The organism is Amycolatopsis pittospori (assembly GCF_013870525.1).
Lineage (GTDB): Bacteria > Actinomycetota > Actinomycetes > Mycobacteriales > Pseudonocardiaceae > Amycolatopsis > Amycolatopsis pittospori.
On record NZ_JACBXD010000035.1, the window covers coordinates 51852 to 74874 of the forward strand.

General features: G+C 69.0%; 21 protein-coding genes and 1 pseudogene. 15 read left to right on the plus strand and 7 right to left on the minus strand.

The genetic code is table 11. The annotated features are described in order from the left end of the window. Nucleotides 1-37: 37 nt before the first annotated feature. Nucleotides 38-1900 (minus strand): glycoside hydrolase family 9 protein, encoded by a 1863-nt coding sequence (locus tag H5J31_RS20730; RefSeq protein ID WP_181774287.1) that lies wholly within the window; start codon nucleotides 1898-1900, stop codon nucleotides 38-40. A 188-nt stretch (nucleotides 1901-2088) separates the two neighbouring features. Here H5J31_RS20730 and H5J31_RS20735 point away from each other — a divergent pair, with 188 nt between their 5' ends. The 5 genes from H5J31_RS20735 (at nucleotide 2089) to H5J31_RS20755 (ending at nucleotide 9161) form a co-directional block, all read left to right on the plus strand. After that, complete coding sequence (locus H5J31_RS20735) at nucleotides 2089-2298, plus strand: DUF397 domain-containing protein (RefSeq protein WP_181774268.1); 210 nt, start codon at nucleotides 2089-2091, stop codon at nucleotides 2296-2298. Nucleotides 2299-2335: 37 nt separating this feature from the next. Next, nucleotides 2336-3667, plus strand: coding sequence for a helix-turn-helix domain-containing protein (locus H5J31_RS20740; protein WP_181774269.1), 1332 nt, complete (start codon nucleotides 2336-2338; stop codon nucleotides 3665-3667). A gap of 278 nt (nucleotides 3668-3945) precedes the next feature. Next, the gene (locus H5J31_RS20745) at nucleotides 3946-6210 is read left to right on the plus strand and encodes a M4 family metallopeptidase (RefSeq protein ID WP_207898337.1); all 2265 of its coding nucleotides are present in this window, start codon (nucleotides 3946-3948) and stop codon (nucleotides 6208-6210) included. Nucleotides 6211-6299: 89 nt separating this feature from the next. Continuing rightward, a complete protein-coding gene (locus H5J31_RS20750) occupies nucleotides 6300-7898 on the plus strand; it encodes a M20/M25/M40 family metallo-hydrolase (RefSeq protein ID WP_181774270.1) in 1599 nt (532 codons plus the stop codon). Between the two features lie 207 nt (nucleotides 7899-8105). Then, nucleotides 8106-9161 (plus strand): chitinase, encoded by a 1056-nt coding sequence (locus H5J31_RS20755; RefSeq protein ID WP_181774271.1) that lies wholly within the window; start codon nucleotides 8106-8108, stop codon nucleotides 9159-9161. A 43-nt stretch (nucleotides 9162-9204) separates the two neighbouring features. Here H5J31_RS20755 and H5J31_RS20760 read toward each other — a convergent pair whose 3' ends face one another. Next, nucleotides 9205-9999, minus strand: a complete 795-nt coding sequence (locus H5J31_RS20760; RefSeq protein WP_181774272.1) for a DUF3152 domain-containing protein — start codon at nucleotides 9997-9999, stop codon at nucleotides 9205-9207. 111 nt (nucleotides 10000-10110) lie between these two features. Here H5J31_RS20760 and H5J31_RS20765 point away from each other — a divergent pair, with 111 nt between their 5' ends. After that, complete coding sequence (locus H5J31_RS20765) at nucleotides 10111-11358, plus strand: helix-turn-helix domain-containing protein (RefSeq protein ID WP_181774273.1); 1248 nt, start codon at nucleotides 10111-10113, stop codon at nucleotides 11356-11358. A gap of 162 nt (nucleotides 11359-11520) precedes the next feature. Here H5J31_RS20765 and dapE read toward each other — a convergent pair whose 3' ends face one another. Further along, a complete protein-coding gene (gene dapE, locus H5J31_RS20770; RefSeq protein ID WP_181774274.1) occupies nucleotides 11521-12594 on the minus strand; it encodes a succinyl-diaminopimelate desuccinylase in 1074 nt (357 codons plus the stop codon). A 48-nt stretch (nucleotides 12595-12642) separates the two neighbouring features. On the opposite strand from dapE, the gene H5J31_RS20775 reads away from it, so the two are divergent. The 3 genes from H5J31_RS20775 (at nucleotide 12643) to H5J31_RS20785 (ending at nucleotide 15136) form a co-directional block, all read left to right on the plus strand. Continuing rightward, entirely contained in the window at nucleotides 12643-13032 is a 390-nt protein-coding gene (locus H5J31_RS20775; RefSeq protein WP_207898338.1) for a hypothetical protein, read from the plus strand. A 28-nt stretch (nucleotides 13033-13060) separates the two neighbouring features. Further along, nucleotides 13061-14047: a 2,3,4,5-tetrahydropyridine-2,6-dicarboxylate N-succinyltransferase gene (gene dapD / locus H5J31_RS20780; protein WP_181774276.1), complete on the plus strand. Its 987-nt coding sequence runs from the start codon at nucleotides 13061-13063 to the stop codon at nucleotides 14045-14047. 117 nt (nucleotides 14048-14164) lie between these two features. Beyond that, nucleotides 14165-15136 carry a CHAD domain-containing protein gene (locus tag H5J31_RS20785; protein ID WP_181774277.1) on the plus strand — a complete coding sequence of 324 codons (972 nt, stop codon included), beginning with the start codon at nucleotides 14165-14167 and terminating at the stop codon, nucleotides 15134-15136. Here the strand turns inward: H5J31_RS20785 and H5J31_RS20790 are convergent. After that, on the minus strand, nucleotides 15123-16544 hold the full coding sequence (locus H5J31_RS20790; RefSeq protein WP_181774278.1) for an FAD-dependent monooxygenase: 1422 nt from the start codon (nucleotides 16542-16544) through the stop codon (nucleotides 15123-15125). The genes H5J31_RS20785 and H5J31_RS20790 overlap by 14 nt on opposite strands. Before the next feature lie 79 nt (nucleotides 16545-16623). Here H5J31_RS20790 and H5J31_RS20795 point away from each other — a divergent pair, with 79 nt between their 5' ends. Then, nucleotides 16624-17232 carry a TetR/AcrR family transcriptional regulator gene (locus tag H5J31_RS20795; protein ID WP_181774279.1) on the plus strand — a complete coding sequence of 203 codons (609 nt, stop codon included), beginning with the start codon at nucleotides 16624-16626 and terminating at the stop codon, nucleotides 17230-17232. Nucleotides 17233-17342: 110 nt separating this feature from the next. Here the strand turns inward: H5J31_RS20795 and dapC are convergent, their stop codons facing one another. From dapC to H5J31_RS20810, 3 genes are all read right to left on the minus strand, one after another. Continuing rightward, complete coding sequence (gene dapC / locus H5J31_RS20800) at nucleotides 17343-18434, minus strand: succinyldiaminopimelate transaminase (RefSeq protein WP_181774280.1); 1092 nt, start codon at nucleotides 18432-18434, stop codon at nucleotides 17343-17345. After that, the gene (gene fdxA, locus H5J31_RS20805) at nucleotides 18431-18751 is read right to left on the minus strand and encodes a ferredoxin (RefSeq protein ID WP_007031860.1); all 321 of its coding nucleotides are present in this window, start codon (nucleotides 18749-18751) and stop codon (nucleotides 18431-18433) included. Before fdxA ends, dapC begins: the two co-directional genes overlap by 4 nt. A 108-nt stretch (nucleotides 18752-18859) precedes the next feature. Continuing rightward, the gene (locus H5J31_RS20810; protein WP_181774281.1) at nucleotides 18860-19054 is read right to left on the minus strand and encodes a hypothetical protein; all 195 of its coding nucleotides are present in this window, start codon (nucleotides 19052-19054) and stop codon (nucleotides 18860-18862) included. A gap of 53 nt (nucleotides 19055-19107) precedes the next feature. On the opposite strand from H5J31_RS20810, the gene H5J31_RS20815 reads away from it, so the two are divergent. The 5 genes and pseudogenes from H5J31_RS20815 to H5J31_RS20835 form a co-directional block, all read left to right on the plus strand. Beyond that, nucleotides 19108-19842: a GNAT family N-acetyltransferase gene (locus H5J31_RS20815; protein ID WP_181774289.1), complete on the plus strand. Its 735-nt coding sequence runs from the start codon at nucleotides 19108-19110 to the stop codon at nucleotides 19840-19842. Next, the gene (gene cofD, locus H5J31_RS20820) at nucleotides 19839-20855 is read left to right on the plus strand and encodes a 2-phospho-L-lactate transferase (RefSeq protein ID WP_181774282.1); all 1017 of its coding nucleotides are present in this window, start codon (nucleotides 19839-19841) and stop codon (nucleotides 20853-20855) included. The genes H5J31_RS20815 and cofD overlap by 4 nt, the downstream gene beginning before the upstream one ends. Nucleotides 20856-20862: 7 nt before the next feature. After that, nucleotides 20863-22200 (plus strand): coenzyme F420-0:L-glutamate ligase, encoded by a 1338-nt coding sequence (locus tag H5J31_RS20825; RefSeq protein ID WP_181774290.1) that lies wholly within the window; start codon nucleotides 20863-20865, stop codon nucleotides 22198-22200. Further along, a complete protein-coding gene (locus tag H5J31_RS20830) occupies nucleotides 22197-22742 on the plus strand; it encodes an NUDIX hydrolase (RefSeq protein ID WP_181774283.1) in 546 nt (181 codons plus the stop codon). Before H5J31_RS20825 ends, H5J31_RS20830 begins: the two co-directional genes overlap by 4 nt. Nucleotides 22743-22772: 30 nt before the next feature. Further along, nucleotides 22773-23023 (plus strand): annotated as a pseudogene (locus H5J31_RS20835) (hypothetical protein); the annotation flags it as partial.

Consider the following 23023-nt stretch of genomic DNA (forward strand, 5'->3'; position numbering starts at 1 on the left):
GCGGGGTCCGCCGCGAAGCGGACCCCGCGAAAGCGGACTAGGACCGGCCTGCCAGCGAGAAGGCGAGCATGGCCGTCGAGGTGAAGTCGATGGCGGGCTCGTTGCTCGGCCAGGAGGCGAGGTCGTCGGTGTAGCGGGACTCGGTCGTGTCGAAGGCGTCGTACGGCTTCGTGCACTCCTTCGCCCCGGCCGGGAACGGCAGGTCGGCGAAGTGCTCCGCCCCGTTCGGTCCATTCACGACAGCGCCGTAGAGCAGCTTCTGCTCACCGGCGAGGTTCGCCGCCTGGTGGTGCGGGCACTTCGGGAACGTCGTGCCGACGCCGACCACCAGCGAGATGCCCCAGGCGTTGGCGCCGAGGGTGAAGTTCCGCTGCTGCGAACCGAACGCGGCGTACCGGCGGTCGCCGGTCAGGTCCGCGTACAGCCGCTCGGTGGCGGCGAAGCCGAAGCTCTTGCTGGCCGCGTCGAAGTCGGTGACGGAGACGGCGGTCCGGAAAGGACTCTTGGCCGCGTTCGCGACGCCTTCGTCGAGCTGACGGCGAAGGTCGCCGATCAGTTCCCTGGGACCGAGCGCGGCACCCGGGACACCATGACGCAGGAGCTTCGCCAGTTCGGCGTGTGCCAGCGCGCTGGTGTCGTACAGGTTGAGCGTGCTCTTCTCCTCGAGATCGATGTAGGCCTTCGCCCAGTGCGCCGCCTGCCGCGTCCATTCGACGGCGCGCTGATCCCGCAACGCCTTACCCGCCAGAGCGAGCTGCGTCGCGCCGAGTTCCATGTCGTCCCGCCAGGACGATTCCGGGTAGTACGCGTGCGGGAACGCGGTGACCAGTTCGCCGACGTCCTCGGTCTTGGCCTGGGCGAAGATCGAAGCGCCCTCGGCGAGGTACTTCTTTGCCAGCTCCGGATTCCGCTTCGCTTCGACCTGCGCGCCGAGCGCGAACGCGGCGGCGACGCGGCCGGCGAGATTCGGGCTGAGCGCCGAACCGCCGGGGTTGGCCGGGAAGACCGGTCGATGCTTGACGAAGTACTTGGGGTCACCGGGTTTCACGTCGAGCGGGTCGTCGTCGTGCGGGTTCCGCCAGACGTCGTGGTCGCCGAGGAACCCGAACTTGTCGCTGCCCGTCCCGATCCCGACCTGGGCGTAGAGCGTCTTGTTCCGCTGGTCCCACATCTTGTCCAGCCAGTCGAGACCGAGCTTGACCTCCTTCGCCAGCACCGGGTCGTAGCCCTCGCGGAGCACGTAACCCATCTCCGCCAGCGAGTACGCCGTGTTCGAGGTGAACTTGACGAAGTCGCCCGCGTCGACCCAGCCGCCCTCGACGTCGATCGGGCCAGCGATCGGCTTCAGCGGTTCGGCGATCTCGTCGCCACCCTCGCCGACGAACACCGGCCAGTCGTAGACGGTGGCCTGCTTGTCCGCCAGATGCGACGGTTTGCGGTCGAGACGACCGGGGACGATGTCGTCACCGTCGCGCTGTGCCTGGAAGAACTCGTTGGTGGCACGGACCAGCGGCGTGAAGAGCCGCTGTTTCGTGTCCACTCGGAACGTCGGCGACGTCGCCTTGGTCTCGCCGCCGACCTCGATCCGGTACTTCCCCGGCAGCCAGACCTTCGACAGGTCGAGCTGGTACACCGCCGGGTATTTCGCGTTCCAGGCGCCGAGCGACGGCCCGGTCCGTCCACGATGGACCGTCCGGCCGCGCTCGTCGACCACCGAGAACGATCCCGGCGCGCTGGAAAGCAGGTAGGCGTACTTGGTTTCGGTGATCCCGTAGCCGACTTGATCGACCCGGACCTCCCCTTGCACCGCGGCCACGGCCGAAACCGCCGGAACCGTCAAACCCCCGAGGACCAGTGCCGAAACCGCCGCCACCGCCCGGGACCAGGAACTCACCATCATCGGCGCCCCGCTCATGAAGGAGTTGGAGAATTAGTTAAGAAAGTTTCCTTTTTATGGCGCAAGACGCTAGCGCCCGGACCGCCACCAGTCAATATGTCCGATTCGCCGGGTGATAGTCACAGGGTTCGAACGGCTGTTAGCGGGTATCCCACCAGGAAACCCTCCTGGACCGACGGAACGGAGCTCCGATGACCACGACCTGGCACGAGCGCATGACCGGCTGGCACAAATCGAGACATACGCACTGGGAGGAGAACGCCTGCGTGGAAGTCGGCACCGACGGCACACTCGTCGGCATCCGCGACACCAAGCAGCGCGAACTCCCGTCCGAGGTCAGGCCGGTTCTCGTCGTGACGGCGACCGGATTCGCCGCGTTGCTCACCCACTTGACCGGCTGACCCCGGATACCGCCGGGAAATCGTCTACCGTGGTTCGATGCCGCCCTCGCCGCCCGCACCGACCGAGGCCGAACCGCTCGGCGCGCGGATCCGGCGGTTGCGCAAGGCTCGCGGGCTGACCCAGCGTGAGCTCGCCGAGCCCCGGTACGACCGCGGTTTCCTCGCCAAGGTCGAATCCGGCGATCGCGCGCCCTCGGACGAGGTGCTGGACCATCTCGCGCGGCGGCTCGGGCTGACCGCGGACGAACTCCGGTTCGGGCGACCACCCGGTGCCGCCGAGGAACTGACCGAGGCGCTCGAAACCGCATATCGCAAGTTGCAACAAGGCGGCCTCGAAACCGCCGAGCGTGAATTCGCCCAGGTGGAGCGGCGAGCGGCGGCGTACCGGCTCCCGGACGTCCAATGTCACGCGCGTTTCTACCTCGGCGAAGTCCAGTGGCAACGCTACGACATCCCCTCGGCGGCAAAGGGATTCGCGCACGCGCTCGAACTTTCCGAAGCCGCGTCACCACGGTTGTCCGCGATGATCGTCAACCGGGTCGCCGCCTGCCGCGCACTGTCGGGCGACCTGGGCGCGTCGGTCGCACTCGTCGAAACCGCGCTCGCCGGACTCCGTGCCGCCGGCCCCGTCGACCCCGACGCCGAACTCGCCCTGCTGACCGCGCTGATCCATCCGCTCATCGAAATGGGCGCCCTCCGCCGTGCCCGGCGCGCCGCCGAGGAGGGCAGGCGCACTCTCGCTTCGGCGCACCGCAAGGACATCTCCGCGCGCTACCACCGGCAGGCCGCCCAGTTGTGGCAGGCGATCGGCCTGGCAGACCGCGCCGAAAAGGACCTCTCGCGGGCACTTCGGCTGTTCACCTCCATCGGCTACGACCGCGACGCCGCTCGAAGCCGCTGGGCACGCGGGTTCCTCTGGCGACGGCTGGGCAAGCTCGACGACGCGCACGCCGAACTGCGGCTCGCCCGTGACCTGCTGGCCGAGGCGGGGTCCCAGGAAGGCGTCCTGGGCGCGACCATCGAACTCGCCGACGTCCGCCGCCGCCAGGGGGCGCTCGACGAAGCCGAGGAACTCGCCGAAGGAATCCGCCCGCTTCTGGATCGATCCCCCGACATCGAAGCCAGGGCGGAGGTTCTCCGCCTACTGGGACTCGTCGCCCGCGCCCGCGGCGACCTTCCCGCTGCGACCGCGCTACTGGAAGAAGCCGCCGCCGCACAGGAAAGCGCCGAATTGCGCGGCGCACTCGTGGCGACCTCCCTTCATCTGGGTGACACCTTGCGCGAGCGCGGATTGCCCGGCGAGGCGATGGAGGCCTATCGACGCGGCGTTCGCGCCGCCGCTTTGTCCGATTCCGGGCCGCCGGACTGAAAACCATACGAAAGTCGCCATATATCGCGACTGGCGGCAAAAGCCTTACTACACAGGGATTTTATTCCTCGCATATTGATCTTCACCTGGTCCACTAGGCCATCCGGCCCATTGACGGCCCTGTGACCGGCTCCTTTACTCGGACGTGTCCGTCGGGATAACAGCAGTTATCCGAATGGACACGCTCCCCGTCCCCCGCCGTGCTCCCGTCCCGGTCCAATTCCCCGCCGCGCCTATGGCCGTGCCGGGTACACGGTCCTGCCCACGGAAGGTTCCCCATGACCGTTCAGCAAGGGCTCAGAACAGGGTTGGCGGCCGTCGCCGGCCTTGCCCTGAGTTTCACGCTCCCGGTGACCCCGGCGAGTGCGACCACCGCCACGATCCAGCCCGCGAGCGCCGACTCGGTGGCCGCGAGCGCGGCCGACCGGGCCGCAGCAGCCGGTGTGGACCACTTGCGCAAGGGCGCCGACGAAGGCTTCCAGCGCGTCGGGCTGACCCCCGGCGGCGGAGGACTCTTCTACGCCGCTTACGAACGGACCTATCGCGGCCTGCCGGTGGTCGGCGGGGACGCGGTGGTCGTCGCCGACGGCGCCGGGCGCGTCCGTGGCACCAGCGCCGCCGAAACCGCGGCGATCTCGGTCGACACCAAGGCCAAGGTCAGTGCGGCGAAGGCGGCCGAGGTCGCGCGCGGCCAACTGTCCAAAGTAGACAGTGTCACCGCGCCGAAGCTCGTCGTGCTGGCGGGGAACTCCCCCAAGCTCGCCTACGAGGTCGTCGTCGCCGGCACCAAGGCCGCGGCCCCGAGCAACCTGCACGTGTTCGTGGACGGCGCCACCGGCGCGATCCTCCAGACACGGGACGACGTCAAGCAGTCCAACATCCCCGCCGCCGCGCAGACGACGTCGGGTGACGTCAGCGTGCTGGGCGCCGGGAACAGCTACTACGTCGGCAACGTCACGATCGACACGACGAACTCCGGTGGCACCTACACCATGCGCGACCCGCAGCGCACCAACATCAGCTGCGCCCGCCAGAACGGTTCGCCCTACTCCGGACCGGACGACAACTGGGGCAACGGCTCCGGCACCGACCTGGAAACCGCCTGTGTCGACGCGCTCTTCGGCGTCCAGACCGAGTGGAAGATGCTGAGCGAATGGCTCGGCCGCAACGGCATCAACGGCAACGGCGGCGGCTTCCCCGCCTACGTCGGCCTGAACCAGGCCAACGCCTACTGGAACGGCTCCTCGACCACCTACGGTCGCTCCTCGGACAGCCAGCGCCAGGCCACTCCGATCGACGTCGTCGCGCACGAGTACGGCCACGCCATCTTCCAGACCACGCCGGGTGGCGCGGGCAGCGGCAACGAGAACGGCGGCCTCAACGAGTCCACCGGTGACATCTTCGGCGCCCTCACCGAGCACTACGCGAACAACGCCAAGGACCGGCCTGACTACGACGTCGGCGAGGGTGTGAACCTGGTCGGCCAGGGCCCGATCCGCTACATGAACCAGCCGAGCCGGATCTCGGGCAACCCGAACTGCTACTCGTCGTCCATCCCGAACACCGAGGTGCACGCCGCGGCCGGACCGCAGAACCACTGGTTCTACCTGCTCGCCGAGGGCACCGCGCCGGTCGGCAAGCCGGCCAGCCCGACCTGCAACAACACCTCGATCACCGGGATCGGCATCCAGAAGGCCGGGAAGATCTTCTACAACGGCCTGCTGAAGAAGACCTCCAGCTGGAACCACAAGGCGGCCCGCAAGGCCACCCTGGAGGCGGCGCTCGCGCTGTACCCCGGTTCCTGCACCGAGTTCAACACCACCAAGGCGGCCTGGGAAGGCATCAGCGTCACCGCGGCGACCGGCGAACCGACGTCCTGCACCCCGCAGGGCAACGACTTCTCGGTCGGCGTCACCCCGGCGTCCGGCAGCGTCAAGGCCGGCGAGTCGGCGACCGTCACGGTGAACACCGCGACCGTCAACGGTGCGGCCCAGTCGGTCGCGCTGTCCGCCAGTGGCCTTCCGGCCGGCGCGACCGCGACGTTCAACCCGGCCTCGGTCCAGTCCGGCGCCTCCTCGACGCTCACCATCGCGACGTCGGCGAGCACCCCTGACGGCACCAGCACCATCACGGTGACCGGTACCGCGGCCAGCGGAACCCACACCGCGCAGTACACGCTGACCGTCGGCACCGGCGGCAACGTCCGGACGTTCAGCAACGACACCGACTACCCGCTGAACGACTACGCCACGGTGAACAGCACGATCTCCTCCACCGCGACCGGTAACGCCGTGTCGCCGGTGAAGGTGACCGTCACCGGTACGCACACCTGCTCCGAGGACCTCCGCATCAGCCTGAAGGCCCCCGACGGCAGCACGTACTCGGTCAAGGCCACCGGTTCCCTGCCCTGCACCGACCTGGGCACCCGGAACTACTCGGTCCCGGTGACCAACGAAGTCGCGGCAGGCACCTGGACCCTCGTGGTCTACGACGCCTACGCGCAGGACACCGGCACGCTCAGCAGCTGGTCGATCACTCTCTAGCTCTCCTCTCGCGTGAAGGACTCCTTCCCCCGGCCCTGTCGGGGGAAGGAGTCCTTCACGCAAACCCCTCCAGGAAGGAAAACCCCGGCATGAAGTGGGGAAAGCGAATAGGAACGGCCGTCGTCGGCATGGCCGCCGTACTCGGCGTCGTCACGGCGCCCGCGCAGGCGGTCACGGCGTCGACTCTCAACGCCGCACCGGACATCTCGCTGGCCAACGTCAAGGCACACCTGAGCCAGCTGCAGACGATCGCCAACCAGAACGGCGGCAACCGCGCCTCCGGCCGGTCGGGTTACACGGCTTCGGTGTCCTATGTGGCGCAGAAGCTGCGCGACGCCGGCTACAACGTCACGCTGCAGACCTGCACGAGTTGCGCGGGCCAGAGCCAGAACGTGATCGCGGAATGGCCGCAGGGCGACGCCAACAACGTCATCATGCTCGGCGCGCACCTCGACAGCGTCGCCGCCGGCCCCGGCATCAACGACAACGGTTCGGGTTCCGCCTCGATCCTCGAAGTCGCGCTGACCCTGGCGCGCGAGAACCCGACGATGGCCAAGCGGGTCCGCTTCGGCTGGTGGGCCGACGAGGAGTCCGGTCTGCGCGGCTCCAAGCACTACGTCGCCAACCTGCCCGCCACCGAACGCACGAAGATCAAGACCTACCTGAACTTCGACATGATCGGCTCCGACAACTGGGGCTACTTCGTCTATGACGACGTGGCTTCGGTCAAGGCGGTCTTCGACGAGTACTTCAGGACGATCGGCATCCAGACCGAGGGTGACACCGAGGGCGACGGCCGTTCGGACCACGCGTCGTTCAAGAGCGCGGGCATCCCGGTCGGCGGTCTCGCGACCGGCGCCGGATACACCAAGAGCGCCGCGCAGCAACAGAAGTGGGGCGGCACCGCCGGAAGGGCCTTCGACAGCTGCTACCACCGCGCCTGCGACACACTGTCCAACATCCCGGACACCCCGCTGGAGAAGAACAGCGACGCGATCGCTTACGCGCTCTGGAAGCTCGCCGTCGGCGCGTCGACGGGCAACGACTTCTCGCTCGGCCTCTCCCCGACGTCCGGCACCGTCCAAGCCGGACAGTCGGCGACGGTCACGGTCAACACCACGACCACTTCCGGTTCGGCACAGGCGGTTTCGCTGAGCGCCAGCGGTCTTCCGGCCGGCGCGACCGCGACGTTCAACCCGGCGTCCGTCCAGTCCGGCGCCTCCTCGACGCTCACCATCGCGACGTCGGCGAGCACCCCGAACGGCACCAGCACCATCACGGTGACCGGTGACGGTGCCTCGGTGGACCGCACGGCGCAGTACACCCTGACCGTCGGCACCGTCAGCGTCCGCACGTTCAGCAACGACACCGACTACCCGCTGAACGACTACGCCACGGTCAACAGCACGATCTCCTCCACCGCGACCGGCACCGCGGTGTCGCCGGTGAAGGTGACCGTCACGGGAACGCACACCTGCTCCGAGGACCTCCGCATCAGTCTCAAGGCCCCCGACGGCAGCACCTATTCGGTCAAGGCCACCGGTTCCCTGCCCTGCACCGACCTGGGCACCCGGACCTATTCGGTCCCGGTGACCAACGAAGCGGCATCCGGCACCTGGACGCTCGTGCTCTACGACGCCTACGCCCAGGACACCGGCACCCTGGACAGCTGGTCGATCACCGTCTGACCATCTGAATGAGAGGGCCATCTCGCGAGGACACCCGGCCTCGCGAGATGGCCCTCTGTGCTGCACGGGGGAGATTTCCGGACAACTCTTCGATATCTGGTCTAGACCACCCGATCGTCGGTAGCGGCGGCCCGGGGTCGCGACCTATGTTGAGCCGAACGGCCGCTTCCTGTTCATTCACAACCGCTTTCGAGATGGGAGCTGGGTATGTTCGGTCGCGTCTCACGTCTGCTGGCGATCACCGGCGCGGCGGCACTCGCCGTCACCACCCTGGCCGTCTTGACCCCGGCGCAGGCCTCGGTGGACGCCGAGGTCTGCGCGGTCAAGTCGAAGCCCGCGGGCAAGGTCCTGCAAGGCTATTGGGAGAACTGGGACGGCGCCGCCAACGGCGTCCACCCGCCGCTGGGCTGGATCCCGATCACCGACGCACGGATCAAGGCCAACGGCTACAACGTCCTGAACGCCGCCTTTCCGGTCATCCTGTCCGACGGAACGGCCAAATGGGAGGATGGGATGGACGCGACTGTGAAGGTCGCGACCCCCAGTGAGATGTGCGCCGCGAAGGACGCGGGCGCGACGATCCTCATGTCCATCGGCGGCGCCACCGCGGGGATCGACCTGAACTCCACCACGGTCGCCGACAAATTCGTCGCGACCATCGTGCCGATCCTGAAGAAGTACAACTTCGACGGGATCGACATCGACATCGAAACCGGCCTCACCGGCAGCGGGAACATCTCCACGCTTTCGACGTCGCAGAGGAACCTGATCCGCATCATCGACGGCGTCCTCGCCGCGATGCCGTCGAACTTCGGGCTCACCATGGCCCCGGAGACCGCGTACGTCACGGGCGGCAGCGTCGTCTACGGCTCGATCTGGGGCGCGTACCTGCCGATCATCAAGAAGTACGCGGACAACGGCCGGCTGTGGTGGCTGAACATGCAGTACTACAACGGAAGCATGTACGGCTGTTCCGGTGATTCCTACCAGGCCGGGACGGTGCAAGGCTTCGTCGCGCAGACGAACTGCCTCGACAAGGGTCTGGTGATCCAGGGCCAGACGATCCGGGTGCCCTACGACAAGCAGGCGCCCGGACTGCCCGCGCAGGCCGGTGCCGGTGGCGGATACATGTCGCCGAGCCTGGTTTCCCAGGCCTACCGCAGCATTCCGGCGTTGAAGGGCCTGATGACCTGGTCGCTCAACTGGGACGGTTCGCGGAACTGGACCTTCGGGCAGAACGTGAAATCGTTGCAGGGCCGTTGATGGTGTCGTGAGTGGCGATTCGGGTAAGAACCCGAATCGCCACTCACGAGTCGCCGCGCGGGATCGGATCGTCGTACTCGCCGGACGGTCCCGAGTACTGCGTCCCGTCCGGATAGGGCCACGGATTCGGGGCGCAGCCATGCATTCCGAGCGTCTGCTGCTGCATCACCGGCGCGAGCGCGCCCGGCACGGGACACGTCTCATGCCCGCGTCCGAGCCGGTGCCCGACCTCGTGCGTGATCATGTACTGGCGGTAGACCTCCAGCGGCGCCCCATAACCGGGAACGGCGTCCGCCCAGCGCGCGACGTTGAGCACGACACTGTTCCCGTTGCGGCAAGAGGTGTAGCCGTCCGGCCTGCCGCACAGCACGTCGCGGGTCTTCGGTGTGGCCAGGTAGATCGTGAAGTCGTACCGGCCTTCGGGACCGACGCGCTGGAGCCGCCACCGGCCACCACCGGTCCAGCCGCGCGGATCGGCCAAAGTGGACTCGACGGCCTTGACGAAACCGTCCGTGGTCACGCCGGCGATGTCGCCCTCGATCGCGATGCGGTAGCGCAGCAACCTCCCGGCCTGTCCCGCGACCGGGCCGTCGCCGGTCGGGAACAGCCACTGGCCGGAGCCCGAGCGCGGGAACGTGATCCCGGTGGACGGCGGTGCCAGCACCTGCCGCGGCGGCGTCGTCTGTGTCGTCTGTGTCGTTCGCGGAGGCGCCGTTGTCTCGGGAGAAGGGGTGGTCACCGGTACCGGTGTCACCGCGGGAGGGGCGATCGAATGGGCTTCGCAGCCGGCCACCACGAGGGCGCATACGACCACGGCCAGTGCCCGGCGCACGGTCATCGATCCTCCTGGAGGTCTGCGGTCTCATCCAGGGATACGGCTGGGAGGCGGGAGAAGTTGTGGAGTCACGCGCGCAACCTTCGAGCGCGTTCGGCCGTATCGTTCTGGACCATGGGTGACGAGGTCGGCGGACGGGTGCGACGGCTGCGCGCCGAACGCGGCCTCACGCAGCGCGAACTCGCCGAACCGCACTACACCGCCGCGTACGTTTCGTCCGTCGAGACGGGTGCGCGGACGCCCTCCGGCGACGCGCTGCGCCACTTCGCCGCACGGCTCGGCGTGGACACCGGCGAACTACTCGGCGTGACCTCGCCCCGCGACGACGTCCGGCTCGATCTGGACATCGCCGCGGCCGCGCTGGACTTCCTCGCAGGGAACGGCTCGGCTCCGAAGATGCGCAAGCTGGCCCGGCGCGCGGAACGGATCGGACGCACGCGCCAAGCCGGGCTCGCGTGGCTGTGGCTCGCGCGGTACACCGACGGCGACACCCGGCCGCGTCTGGTGGCCGCCGCCGAAGCCGCCCTCGGCGGCGACATCGCGCCGTACCGCGAACTTGCCGTCGCACTGCGGGCGAGCGTCCTGATCGGCTGGGGCGAACCGCATCACGCGATGCATCTGCTCCGGACCGCGCTCGACGCCTGCCTCGGCAGCCATCCGCATCCGGTGCTCCTGCTGACCCTGCACGCGTTCCTCGCCGAAGGGCACCTTCGCCTCGGCGAGACCACCCAAGCCGCGCACCACGCGAGCGCGGCGCTGCGGCTGACCCGCGGCGACGTCCTGGCCGAACTCATCGAGAACCAGCGTCGGCTGACCGAGGCCTACCTCGCCGAAGGGCAGGTGACCGACGCCGTCGCCGCCGTGGCGGTCCTCCACGACCTGCTGCACGAACGCGCCCTGCGGCCGGTGCTGGCCCGGTGCCTCTACGCGCGAGCCCTCGTCCGTCGCGCCGACGACCCCGAAGGCGCACTCGCAGACCTTCGCGCGTCCCGGACCGCGGTCCCCGACCACGCCGTCACCCTGGAACTCGCGGACGTCTGCCGCGAACTCGGCCGTCTCGACGACGCGGACGCCCTACTCGCCGAAGCAGCCGAAGCCATCCCCGCCGACTCGCCACACACCGCGTCCCTCACGTTCCAACAGGGCTCGCTGGCCTTAGCACGCGGAGACCTCGACGCCGCCGAAGCGGGCTTCGCGCACGCCATCGACGTCGCCGTCCTTCGCGACTCACGCGGCGTCCTGGCTGCTTCGGTGGACAAGGCCGGAGAACTGCTTCGCGACCAAGGACGCGTCGAGGAAGCGGCCGACCTGCTGCGCCGAGGACTGCTCCTGCTGGGAGCCGAAGAGGACCTCCGAAAGTGATAGCAAAGGTCCCTTGCTCTCTTCCCGCAGGTCAAAGGCGGGATACCGAGGTCGTCCATGAAGGATTTAGGACGATCAACGTCCCAAATCCTTCATGGACGCGCGATGCGAGCACCCGGCGATAGCAAAGGTCCCTTGCTCTCTTCCCCCAGGTCAGGGCGCCTAGCTGAGGAAGTCGCGCAGCACCGCGGCGACCTGCCGGATCTCCCCGGCCCGCACGTTCTCCTGCCGCGTGTGCGCCAGTGTCGGGTCGCCGGGCCCGAAGTTCACCGCCGGAATCCCGAGAGCCGCGAAGCGCGCGACGTCGGTCCAGCCCAGCTTCGCGACGGCCTTACCGCCGGCGGCAGCGACCAGCTCCGCCGCCGCGGGCGCGCTCAGACCCGGCAGCGCGCCGGGCGACAAGTCGACAATCTTCACGTCGTAGCCCTCGAAGACCTCACGAAGGTGCGCTTCGGCTTCCGAGGACGACCGGTCGGGCGCGAATCGGTGGTTGATCGTGAGTACGGCCTCGTCCGGCACCACGTTCCCCGCGACACCGCCGCCGATCTTGGTGGCCTGCAGGCCCTCGCGATAGGTCAGTCCGTCGATGTCGACCACCCGCGGCGTGTACTCGGCCAGCCTGCGCAGCGGTTCGGCGAGGCCGTGGATCGCGTTGACGCCCATCCAGCCGCGCGCGGTGTGCGCCCGGACGCCTTCGACGCGGATCTCGATCCGCATCGTGCCCTGGCAGCCGCCCTCGATGCCGCCGTTCGAGGGCTCGCCGAGGATCGCGAGGTCGCCCTGCAGCCACTCGGGCAGCTCGCGCTCGATACGGCCGAGGCCGTTCTTCGTCGCTTCGATCTCTTCGCAGTCGTAGAACACGAAGGTCAGGTCGTGCCGAGGCTCGCGAATGGCGGCGGCGAGGTGCAGGAAGACGGCGTCGCCGCTCTTCATGTCGACGGTGCCCAGACCGTGCAGGATCTCGTCGTCACCGGTCCCCTCGCGGCGCACCGGCATGTTCTCGTTAACCGGGACGGTGTCGAGATGCCCGGCCAGCACCACTCGCGAAGGGCGCCCGAGATTCGTGCGGGCGAGGACGGCGTCGCCGTTGCGGATCACCTCGAGATGCCCGGCCTGCGTCTCCAGCGCGGACTGCACGGCGTCCGCGATGACCTTCTCCTCTTCCGAGACGCTGAAGATGTCCACCAGCGCGGCGGTGAGGTCGACGGGGTCCGCGTGCAGATCGAGCGAAGGCATGCCCGCACCGTACCGGCGGGGCCGCAGGGCTACCGTGAAGGAGTGCGCATGCGAGTGATCTTGGTCGGCCTTCTCCTGGTACTCGGCGGCTGCGGATCGGGCGAGGTCCCGGTGACGGTGAAACCCACGCAGAGCACCGGGCCGGACGTCCTGCCGATCAAACTCAAGGCGCTGACCACCGACCGGTGCTATCTGGCGCCGAACACGGAGTCACCCAAGGGCTGCCAGAAGTACGTCACCGAGGTCTCCGGCGCGGCGGGCAACGTCCGCAAGCGGCGGCCGGATCTAACGGCGAACGCGGACGCCCTCGACCGGCCGATCTCCGTGTTCCGCACGACGAACTGTCAGGACCAGGCGGCACCCGGCGGGCCGTGCACCCAGGCACTCACCGACATGTCCGCGGCGTTGACCACGGTGCAGAGCCTCGTCGGCGGTTGACGCAGGTCACTGGGTTACCGTTCAGGGCGTGAGCGAGCAGACCCCTGATCCCGAAACGACCGGCGCCACCGGCGTCGGACTGGCCACCGTCACGACCGACGGCACGGTGCTGGACACCTGGTTCCCGCTGCCCAAGCTGACCGAAGCGACCGGGGACAAGCCCGGCACGGTCCGGCTGACCGCCGAAGAGGCCACCGAGGCCCTCGGCGAGGCGGCCGCGGCGCAGCTCGGCCCGGACACCGACCGCGGTGTCGAGGTCGTCGCGGTCCGCACGACCATCGCCCGCCTCGACGACGCCCCCGGTGACACGCACGACGTCTACCTGCGCCTGCACCTGCTGTCGCACCGCCTGGTCCAGCCGCACGGCGCGAGCCTCGACGGCATCTTCGGCCTGCTGGCGAACGTCGTGTGGACCAACCACGGGCCGTGCCCCGTCGAGGGCTTCGAGGCGACCCGGCTGCGGCTGCGGGCGCGTGGCAACGTCACCGTCTACAGCGTGGACAAGTTCCCGCGGATGGTGGACTACGTCGTGCCCACCGGCGTCCGCATCGCCGACGCCGACCGCGCCCGCCTCGGCGCGCACCTGGCCAACGGCACCACCGTCATGCACGAGGGCTTCGTCAACTTCAACGCCGGCACGCTCGGCGCCTCCATGGTCGAAGGCCGGATCTCGGCCGGCGTCGTGGTCGGCGACGGCTCCGACGTCGGCGGCGGCGCGTCGATCATGGGCACGCTGTCCGGCGGCGGCAAGGAGACCATCTCGATCGGCGAGCGCTGCCTGATCGGCGCGAACGGCGGCGTCGGCATCTCGCTCGGCGACGACTCGGTCGTCGAGGCCGGCCTGTACGTCACGGCGGGCACCAAGGTGACCTTCGAGGGCAAGGTCGTCAAGGCGCTGGAGCTGTCCGGCATCTCGGGCGCGGTCTTCCGCCGGAATTCCGGGACCGGAGCCGTCGAGGTCGTCGCCCGCACCGGCGTCGGCATCGAGCTGAACGCGGCCCTGCACGCCAACTGACCTGCGCAAAGAGAGCAAGGGACCTTTGCTGCCACTCTCCCCCGGAGAGCGGTAGCAAAGGTCCCTTGCTCCTTTCACGGCTCGGACCACCTTGCCGGTTCACCTAGAATTCATCTTGTGACAGCCGAGACCCTGCCGCGCAAGAACGTCCCTTCGACCACTCCGGCCGCGCTCGGGCTCGGCGACCGTCCCGCGAAAGCCGGGCCGGACGATCCGGCCGCGACCCATGTCCGGGTGAAACTCGACGTCGAGATCCGCGCGCTCCTCGCGCACGAGCCGGGCACCAAATCCGGCGTCGACCCCGAAGACCTGCATCAGATGCGGGTCGCGCTCCGCCGGATGCGCAGCGTCCTCAAGCTGTCGGGCCGCCTCGTCGGCCCGGACGCCGAACCGGTCCGTGCCGAATTGGGCTGGCTCGGCCAGTCGCTCGGCGACGTCCGCGACTACGACGTCCTGATCGGGCATCTCCGCGAGGTCGTCGCCGAGTTCGAGGTGCGCGACCAGCCCGCCGCGCGCCGTCTCGTCTCGAAGTTCGTCACCGAGCGCGGGGTAGCGAAGCGGCGTCTCACTCGCGCCATGACCAGCCCTCGGTACGACTCCATGCTGCAGGGCATCGGCCGCCTCGCCCGCCAGCCCGCCGCCGAGGAGCCCATCTCCGAGACAGCCGCCCCCACTTCCGCCGATCTGGTCGCCGGACTGGCGAAGCCGCACCGAAAGCTTGCGAAGGCCGTGAAGGCGCTTCCCAGCGATCCCCCGGACGACGACCTTCACGCGCTTCGCATCTACGGCAAGAAGCTGCGCTACGCGGCCGAGATGGCCAAGCCCGCCGCGAAGAAGAAGCAATCGGCTCGGATCCAGCGGCTGATCAAGGCCACGAAGGACCTTCAGACCGTCCTCGGCGACCACCAGGACGCCTGCGTCGCCGTAGACCGTATGCGTGGGGTCGTGGCGTCGGTCGACGCCGAAGTCGCCTTCGTCGCGGGCCGCATCGCGGAGAAGGAACTCTTGCGCCGCACCGAACTCCGCGCCGTGTGGCGTGACGTCTGGGCCGAGGTCGACGCGGCCGCGCTCGCGGTCAGCCCGGTTTGATCTCGCGGACGTAGCCGTCCGGGCGGATCAGCACCTGCCGCCCGGTCTCGGCCTCGTACGCGGCGAAGGCGTGCCCGCCGACGTCTTCGAAGTCCACATCGGACAGGCCCACATCGGGCAGCGCACTGCCCGGCGGCAGGATCCGGCGCGCTCCTTCGGGAGCGGGAACGTCGCCGAACACGAGCGTCGTGGCCTGCGGCCCGCGCAGCAGCTCGAACAGCCGGACGGCCTTGCCGTTCGCGTCTGCCAGCGGCGCGTCCGGCGCGCGGTCGCCGGGCCGGATCCGCCCGGTCGCCGCGGGGGCGAGTGGGCCACCGCGGTAGCCGATGTCGAGCTGGCGCGTGTTCTCGCCGCGCTCGTGCGCGTCGTCCGCGCCCTCGGTGTACTTCTCCAACAGCTCGGTGCTGATCTTCAGCACTCGCGCGGCGACCTCGCGCCGCTCCGGCTCGTAGCTGTCCAGCAGCTCCGGTGAGCCGTCGGCGAGCTTCCAGCCCAGGTTGTACGCGTCCTGCACGCCGGTATTGAGCCCCTGCCCACCGGTGGGCGGGTGAACGTGCGCAGCGTCGCCGGCGAGGAACACGCGGCCGTCCCGGAACCGCTCGGCGAGCCGGATGTTCGGCCGCCACACGGTGGACCACGCGAGGTCGTGCAGCCGGACGTCGCCGCCGGACAGCTCGTCGAGCCGCGCCTGCAGCGTGGCCAGCGACGCCTCGACCTCCTCCTCGCCCAGCGGCGCGCCGAACTGGAAGTGCGGGACGCCCGGCAGCGGCGTGAGCACGATCCCCGACATCGGATCCTCGGGCTTCGCGAACCAGTGCCCGTACGCGCGATCGAGTCCCTCCGCCTGGACGTCGCCCAGCAGCATGCGGATCGATTCGTCGGTGCTGCCCTCGAACGCGATCCCGAGCGCCTTGCGCACGGAGCTCTTCCCGCCGTCCGCGCCGACCAGGTAATCGACCTGGATCCGCTCGCCGGGCAACTCGGCCGTCACGCCGTCGGCGTCCTGCTCGAAACCGAGCAGCGGAGTGCCGAGTTCGACGTGGACGCCGAATTCGGCGAGCCGGTCGCGCAGGATCCCCTCGGTCCGCGACTGGCCGAGGAACCAGCCGTTCGGATAGGGCACGTCCGGGGTCGGCTCGACGAGCTCGGCCATCATCCGCTCCCCGACGACCTCGCCGCCCAGGTGGATCCGCAGGGGCACGGGCGCCTGCCCGGCGGCCAGCACCGCGTCCAGCACGCCGAGGTCCTCGAAGACCTCCAGCGTGCGTGGCTGCAGTCCGTCGCCGCGTGAGCCCTCGAAGAACGTTTCGGCCTTCTCCACGATTCGCACTTCGACGCCGCGGCGCGCGAGGTCGATGGCCAGCGTGAGCCCGGTCGGCCCGGCTCCCGCGATCAGTACCTTGGTCATCCCGCCTCCAGTGAATTATGATTCAGTGAATCTTGATTCAGCATGACCGTTGCTAGCCTTCCGTGTCAAGGAGGTGCCGATGACGGCGACGAGCCGCAAGGAGAAGGCGGCGGAGACCGAAGCCGCACTCAAGGACGCGGCGAAGCGCGTTTTCGCGGCGAAGGGGTACTTGAACAGCAAGATCACCGACATCACGGCGGAGGCCGGACGGGCGGCGGGATCGTTCTACAACCACTTCGCGAGCAAGGAGGAGCTACTCGAAGCGCTTCTCGCGGACCTCGCGGCGGCGAGCGACGTCAACGCGGCCCTGCCGGAGCACAAAGCCGACTTCACCGACCCGGACGCGGTGCGCTGGCACGTCCGCGAGTACTGGAACTTCCATCGGGACAACGCCGCGACGATGCTCGCGCTGCGCCAGGCCGCGATGGTCAGCGACGACTTCGCGCGCACCTTCGCGCGGTTCGGTGCCGAACAGGCGGCCGACATCCTCGACCACCTCGGGTACATCACCGCGGCGGGAATGGAACTCCCGGCGTCGGAACGGCTTTCTCTCGCGATGATGGCCGAACTGGTCAACGGCTTTGCGCATACGTGGCTGCTCGACCCGTCATCGGCCTCCGAAGAAGAGGCCATCGAGGCGCTCACGCGGTTCATCTACCGGGGGTTCACGGGCCGCGACGCGGTCTGAGCACCCCCGACCCGAGCGCTCCCCAATGCTATGAAAGGCCCGTTACTTGCAAAATTTGCAAGTAACGGGCCTTTCATAGCACGCCGCGAGGCGCACCAATCGCGCCGAACTCAGGAAGTGAGCCGCTCCGCGGCAGCGTCGATCCGCTCGTCCGTCGCCGTCAAAGCGATCCGGACGTGACGGCCACCGGTCGGCCCATAGAACGTTCCCGGCGCGGCGAGGATGCCACGCTCGGCGAGCCACTCCACCGTGTCGAGGGCGCTTTCCCCACGCGTGGACCAGAGATACAGTCCGGCCTCGGAGTGCGAGATCTCGAAACCGCTGTCCAGCAACGCCTTCCGCAGCACCAGACGACGGCGCGCGTAGCGTTCCCGTTGCACGGCAAGGGCTTCGTCGTCCTTCAGCGCGGCGACCATGGCCTCCTGCACCGGCCGCGGCACGATCAGCCCGGAGTGCTTGCGGATCTCCAGCAGACCCTTGACGAGCTTCGGGTCACCGGTGACGAAACCGGCGCGGTAGCTCGCGAGGTTCGCGGACTTCGACAGCGAGTGGACGGCCAGCAGGCCGTCGAGAGAGCCGCCGTGCACCGAAGGGTGCAGGATCGACACGGGCTCGCTTTCCCAGCCCAACGCCAGATAACACTCGTCGGAGACCACGACGACGTCGCGTTCGCGCGCCCATTCGACGACCTTGCGGAGGTGGTCGACGCCGAGCACGCGCCCGGTCGGATTGGACGGCGAGTTCAGCCACAGCATCGCCGGCCGCTGCGGTCCGAGCGCCACCGTGCTGTCGGCACGCAGCAACGAAGCGCCCGCCATCAGCACGCCGACCTCGTAGGTCGGGTACGCCACTTCGGGGATGACGATGAGATCGCCGGGACCGAAGCCCAGCTGACGCGGCAGCGACGCGACCAGTTCCTTCGAACCGATCGTCGGCAGTACGGCCGCTTCGGGAACACCCTCGACGCCGTGCCGCCGCGAAAGGGCTTCGATCGCGGCGGCCCTCAGCTCGGGGATCCCGTGCGTGGTCGGGTACCCCGGGATGTCCGACACCGACGCGAGGGCCGTGCGGATGCTCTCGGGGACCGGGTCCACCGGCGTACCGATCGACAGGTCGACGATGCCACCGGGGTGAGCCTGGGCCTTGGCCTTCGCGTCAGCGAGCGAGTCCCAAGGGAAATCGGGCAGCGCGACCCGGCTCATTCGCCCTGCGGGGGAAGAGCCTTGATGAAGGCGGGGTCGTGACTGGTCTTGCCGACCTTCGAGGCGCCGCCGGGCGAACCCAGCTCGTCGAAGAAGTCGACATTGGCCTTGGTGTAGGCGTTCCACTCGTCGGGGACGTCGTCCTCGTAGTAGATCGCCTCGACGGGGCAGACCGGCTCGCAGGCACCGCAGTCCACGCATTCGTCCGGGTGGATGTACAGCATGCGGTCACCCTCGTAGATGCAGTCCACGGGGCACTCGTCGATACACGCCTTGTCGAGCACGTCGACGCAGGGCTCGGCGATCACGTAGGTCACTGCGCACTCCTGCTTATCTCTGCTTCACCAGTCTTCAACGGACATTACGCGCCCACAGACGTGCCAAGCCCGCTTAGGCCACCCTTATCCGTACCCCGGGTATGGGCTTCAGCGATCCCTGCGGCGCGGCGGCGGAGTGGCCCGGCTGTCGCCGGTGATGACGAACTTCGGCGCGGCGGGTTTCGCCTTTTCGGCGTCCGCGTCCTCGACGGTCTTCTCCGAGTCCAACGCCCGGTTGAAACCGTTCGAGATCTCCCGGACCAGGTCTTCGTTGTGCCGGTCGTCCTTGCGCGCGATGCTCATCGGGTCCCTCCCACTACCTTCCTTGGCACAATCTAACCGTGAACACTGCGGAAATGCTCGAGCTCGCCTGCAGCCGGGCCTGGCCTCCCCTGCTGGAGCGCCGGATCGGGGACTGGACGCTGCGCTGGGCGGACGGGTTCACCGCCCGCGCCAACAGTGCCCTGGCGATCGGTGACCCGGGAAAACCGCTGCCAGCGGCCTTGCGTGACGTTAGTGACTTCGCCCACGATCATGGCATCCCGCCAGTGATTCAGGTGATCCAGAACACGTCGATCGAAGAAGACCTCGATGCCCACGGCTGGGTCCACTATGTGGAACATCGTCCCGCGCACGAGGTGCGCCTGATGACGGGTCCGATCCCACGCGGGACGTCGGCGGGAGCGGTGGTCCTGGACGAGCCGACGTCCGGATGGTGGGAGATGTCGGCGGGCAGCGCGGAACCGGCCGAGGCCCCCAGGCACGTCCTGGGCACCGGAAAGGTCGGCTTCGGCGTCGTGGAACTGGACGGCGTCACCGCCGGGGCGGTACGCGGGGCCGTCGTCGGCGAGTGGCTGCACATCGCCCGGCTGGAGGTCAGGGCCGAGTTCCGGCGGCGGGGGCTGGCCCGCGGGCTGATGAACGCGGTGGGCGCCTGGGGTGCCGCTCAGGGCGCCACGGGCGTGCTGCTGCAGGTCGCGCTGGCGAACGACGGAGCGCTGAAGCTGTACGAAAGCATGGGCTGTACGGAGCACCACAGGTACCGCTACTGGGCCCCCGCTCCCGGAGCGTGCGAGGATCGCCGGTCGTGAAGGTCGTCATTTTGGTCGGCGGAGTGGGCGGGGCCCGCTTCCTGCTGGGGGTCAAGCAAGCACTGGGTCTGCCCGCGATCGGTTCCGCCCCGGAATCGCCGCATGAGGTGACCGCGCTGGTGAACACCGGGGACGACGTGTGGATGCACGGTCTGCGCATCTGCCCGGACCTGGACACCTGCATGTACACGCTCGGCGGGGGGATCGACTCCGAACGCGGCTGGGGGCACTCCGGCGAGACCTGGACGGTCAAGGAGGAGCTCGCCGCATACGGCGCCGAGCCGACGTGGTTCGGCTTGGGCGACAAGGACATCGCGACGCATCTGATCCGTTCGCGGATGCTGCGCGCGGGCTATCCGCTCTCGCAGGTCACCGAGGCGCTGTGCGACCGCTGGCAGCCGGGCGTGCGTCTGCTGCCGATGTCGGACGATCGTGTCGAAACGCATGTCGTGATCGACGACCCCGAGCCGGACGCAGACGCCGGGCAGCGGAAGGCCATCCACTTCCAGGAGTGGTGGGTCCGCTACCGCGCCGAGCCGAAGGCGCATTCGATCATCGCCGTCGGCGCCGACGAGGCGAAGCCGGCACCGGGCGTGCTGGAGGCGATCGCGGCCGCCGATCTCGTGCTGTTCGCGCCGTCCAATCCGGTGGTGTCGGTGGGCACCGTGCTCGGCGTCCCGGGCGTGCGCGACGCGCTGCGGAAGACCCGCGCCAAGGTGGTCGGCATCTCGCCGATCATCGGCGGGAAGGCGTTGCGCGGTATGGCCGACGCGTGCCTGAGCGCCATCGGCGTCGAGACCTCGGCCGAGGCCGTCGGAAGGCATTACGGCTCCCGCAAGGACTCCGCGGCATCCCCGGAAGGCGTACTCGACGGCTGGCTGGTCGCCGAAGGTGAGACCGTCGACGTGCCGGGTGTCGCCGTCCGCGACGTCCCCCTGCTGATGTCCGATGTGGACGCGACCGCGGCGATGGCGCGCGCGGCCTTCGATCTGGCCGGAGTTTCCGTTGACTGAAAAGAAGCTGCCTGACCACGCTTCCGCGAAGATCGAGATCCTGCCGGTCGAAGGCCTCCCGGAGTTCCGTCCCGGCGACGACCTGACCGGGGCGATCGTCACGGCGGCCCCGTGGCTGCGTTCGGGTGATGTCCTGGTGGTGACGAGCAAGATCGTCTCCAAGGCCGAGGGCATGCTGATCCGCGTCCCGGCCGACCCCGAGGAGCGTGACGCCGCGCGGCGGAAGCTCGTCGAGGACGAGTCCGTCCGGGTGATCGCGCGGTTCAACCGGACGATGATCACCGAGAACAAGCTCGGCATCGTGCAGGCGGCGTCCGGCGTGGACGCGTCGAACGTGGCCTCCGGCGAGGTCGCGCTGCTGCCGTCGGATCCGGACGCCTCCGCGCTCGCGCTGCGGAACGGTCTGCGGGAACGGCTCGGCGTCGAGGTCGCGGTCGTGGTCACCGACACCATGGGCCGGGCATGGCGGGTCGGGCAGACCGACGCCGCGATCGGTGCTTCCGGCCTGCGGGTGCTGCATTCCTACGCGGGCGAGATCGACGGCCAGGGCAACGAGCTCGCCGTCACCGAGGTCGCCGTCGCCGACGAACTCGCGGCCGCCGCGGACCTGGTCAAGGGCAAGCTCGGCGGGACCCCGGTCGCCGTCGTGCGCGGCCTTCAACCGACCGACGACGGGTCCACCGCACGGAAACTGCTCCGGCCGACCGAGGAGGACCTGTTCCGGCTCGGCACCAACGAGGCCATCGCGCAGGGTCGGCGAGAGGCCGTGCTCGCGCGTCGGTCGATCCGTTCGTTCACCGGCGAACCGGTCGACCCGGAGGTGCTGCGCCGCGCCGTCGGCACGGCGCTGACGGCTCCCGCGCCGCACCACACCAAACCGGTCCGGTTCGTGTGGCTGCGCGAGGAAGGCTTGCGCCGCAAGCTTCTCGACGCGATGAAGGCGTCCTGGCAGGCCGATCTCGAAGCCGACGACTTCACCGCCGAGCAGGTCGCGAAACGGCTCAGCCGAGGCGACATCCTGTACAACGCGCCCGAAGTCGTCGTCCCGTTCCTCGTCGCCGAGGGCGCGCACACCTATCGCGACGACCGGCGGAACGACTGCGAGCACACGATGTTCACCGTCGCCGGCGGTGCGGCGGTGCAGGGCCTGCTGGTCGCGCTCGCCGCCGAAGACCTCGGTTCGTGCTGGATCGGTTCGACCATTTTCGCCGCTGACATCGTGCGTGAGGTCCTCGGACTGGACGCCCGCTGGGAGCCGCTCGGCGCGGTCGCGATCGGCCACCCCGCCGCCCTGCCGCCCGCCCGCGGCTCCGTCGATCCCGGTGAAGGACTGCTCGAACTGTGACGCTGCACGACGACGTTGTGTCCACTTTGTCCGGTTGGCGCCCCGTGGACGCAGCCCAGGAATCCTTGCGCCAGGCCTATTTGGGCTTCCTCGCCGCCCGCGAGGACGTCTGCCGCCGCGAATGCGCGGCCGGGCACATCACCGCGTCGGCCGTCCTTCTGGACGCGGACGCGGAGAACGTCCTGCTCACGCTCCACCCACGAGTCGGACGCTGGCTGCAGCTCGGCGGGCACTGCGAACCGGGCGACGCGACCCTCGCCGACGCCGCGTTGCGTGAGGCGCGCGAAGAGTCGGGCATCGACGACCTGGTGATCGACCCGGTCCCGGTGCACCTCGACGTCCACCCGATCACCTGCTCGCTCGGCGTGCCCACCCGGCATTTCGACGTCCGGTTCGCGGTGCGCGCACCCCGTGGCGCACAACCGGTCCAAAGCGACGAATCGGACGATCTTCGGTGGTGGCCGGTGAATTCCCTGCCGGAAGGGTCGGAAGATCTGACGGAACTGGTGGAAGCGGCCATCCCCGCGCCGTCCGGCCGTTAGGGTGTCGGCTGACGTCCTAAAGGGGGAATGATGCTGACGACGCTGACGCCATACCTGGACCGGGTCCGGGTCCACAGCAGTGGGGACGGCGACGGTGCCGGCTGGGTCCTGCTGATCCTGGCGATCATCATTATCATCATCGTGGTCGTGGTGATCATCGTGAAGGTCAACCAGGCGAAGAAGCCGCCGATGACCTTCCCGCAGAACCCGAACTTCGGTGGTGGCGGCCCGGCTCCGGGCTTCCCGCCGCCGCCCCCGCCCGCCGGTGGTCCCGCGCCGCA

What these genes read in the sequence shown, in the direction of transcription:
- H5J31_RS20730 (WP_181774287.1), bottom strand. Translation starts at nt 1,900, where the DNA reads ATGATGGTGAGTTCCTGGTCCCGGGCGGTGGCGGCGGTTTCGGCACTG.
- H5J31_RS20735 (WP_181774268.1), top strand. Translation starts at nt 2,089, where the DNA reads ATGACCACGACCTGGCACGAGCGCATGACCGGCTGGCACAAATCGAGA.
- H5J31_RS20740 (WP_181774269.1), top strand. Translation starts at nt 2,336, where the DNA reads ATGCCGCCCTCGCCGCCCGCACCGACCGAGGCCGAACCGCTCGGCGCG.
- H5J31_RS20745 (WP_207898337.1), top strand. Translation starts at nt 3,946, where the DNA reads ATGACCGTTCAGCAAGGGCTCAGAACAGGGTTGGCGGCCGTCGCCGGC.
- H5J31_RS20750 (WP_181774270.1), top strand. Translation starts at nt 6,300, where the DNA reads ATGAAGTGGGGAAAGCGAATAGGAACGGCCGTCGTCGGCATGGCCGCC.
- H5J31_RS20755 (WP_181774271.1), top strand. Translation starts at nt 8,106, where the DNA reads ATGTTCGGTCGCGTCTCACGTCTGCTGGCGATCACCGGCGCGGCGGCA.
- H5J31_RS20760 (WP_181774272.1), bottom strand. Translation starts at nt 9,999, where the DNA reads ATGACCGTGCGCCGGGCACTGGCCGTGGTCGTATGCGCCCTCGTGGTG.
- H5J31_RS20765 (WP_181774273.1), top strand. Translation starts at nt 10,111, where the DNA reads ATGGGTGACGAGGTCGGCGGACGGGTGCGACGGCTGCGCGCCGAACGC.
- dapE (WP_181774274.1), bottom strand. Translation starts at nt 12,594, where the DNA reads ATGCCTTCGCTCGATCTGCACGCGGACCCCGTCGACCTCACCGCCGCG.
- H5J31_RS20775 (WP_207898338.1), top strand. Translation starts at nt 12,643, where the DNA reads ATGCGAGTGATCTTGGTCGGCCTTCTCCTGGTACTCGGCGGCTGCGGA.
- H5J31_RS20790 (WP_181774278.1), bottom strand. Translation starts at nt 16,544, where the DNA reads ATGACCAAGGTACTGATCGCGGGAGCCGGGCCGACCGGGCTCACGCTG.
- H5J31_RS20795 (WP_181774279.1), top strand. Translation starts at nt 16,624, where the DNA reads ATGACGGCGACGAGCCGCAAGGAGAAGGCGGCGGAGACCGAAGCCGCA.
- dapC (WP_181774280.1), bottom strand. Translation starts at nt 18,434, where the DNA reads ATGAGCCGGGTCGCGCTGCCCGATTTCCCTTGGGACTCGCTCGCTGAC.
- H5J31_RS20810 (WP_181774281.1), bottom strand. Translation starts at nt 19,054, where the DNA reads ATGAGCATCGCGCGCAAGGACGACCGGCACAACGAAGACCTGGTCCGG.
- H5J31_RS20815 (WP_181774289.1), top strand. Translation starts at nt 19,108, where the DNA reads ATGCTCGAGCTCGCCTGCAGCCGGGCCTGGCCTCCCCTGCTGGAGCGC.